This window comes from Serratia oryzae (genome assembly GCF_001976145.1).
GTDB classification, from domain to species: Bacteria; Pseudomonadota; Gammaproteobacteria; order Enterobacterales; family Enterobacteriaceae; genus Chania; species Chania oryzae.
This window is the reverse complement of the sequence record NZ_MOXD01000054.1, coordinates 1-882: the sequence shown is the minus strand read 5'-3', so window position 1 is coordinate 882 and position 882 is coordinate 1. Positions and strand designations below refer to the sequence as shown.

The 882-nt window shown below is 56.9% G+C and carries 1 protein-coding gene; it reads right to left on the bottom strand.

All coding sequences use genetic code 11. The features are described 5' to 3' along the window. Positions 1-882: VENN motif pre-toxin domain-containing protein (locus BMI79_RS22850; RefSeq protein WP_167370531.1), on the bottom strand; the 882-nt coding region annotated here is incomplete at both ends.

Genomic DNA, 882 nt, shown 5'->3' with positions numbered 1-882 from the left:
GATCACTTTCCAGATCCTTGCGATTTAACGCCTCCTTATCTTTCTGTTCTTCTGGTGTCAGGTTCTGTTTGTTGTTGAGATATGTCTGGCGGCTCTTCTCCGTGCTGCTCAGATAGTTATTCTCCACCGCATTTTTACCCGCTTGTGCACCCGCCAGAGCATTAGCGCTGCTATCGCCGGTCACACCACCCGCCAGCCCGGCCGCTAAGGTGGAGAGCGCACTGATATTCTGCTTCTGCTCTTCACTCAGCTTGGCGATTTTCTCATCAGTATCTGCCCCGTACAACTGCCCCGCCAGATAACGCGCCGCCAGTTCGCCACCGGCTGCACCCGCTGCCCCAGCCGCCGCCGAGTTGCCGCTCATTTCTGCCGCTATCGCGCCCCACACAGCGTGCGCCAGCACGTTGGCGGTATCATTATCCCCGGTATATTTCTTGATTTGCTCTGCCGCATACGGGCTTAATCCACCGGCAATGGCGGCGGCCATATTGCCACCGGCCAAGCCCTGCAATGCCGCAGTGACAGCTTGTGCCGCTTTCTGCAAGTCGCTGCCGGTGCCGTATTTCTGCATCTCCGCTTTGTAGGTCGGCGACTCTCGCAGCATCGCGGCGTAGGCTTCTTTATCCGCCACAGAGGCGTTTTCCGCCAACGGCTTGCCGCCCGCCTTGATGTACGCTTCTCGCGCGGCATTCAGCCCGTTGATATCTCCCTGTGTGCGGATGATATCCATCGCCTGACCACCGATTTCACCTATCAGTTGCGCCTGCTTAAGCCGATTCTGTTCTTTCTCTTTGTCAAAAATTGGCCCGATACTGCCGTTGGCGTTCTCGGTATCTCTGCTGAGTTCAGCCACATCTTGTTTCTGGTTGGCCTGGTCACGGA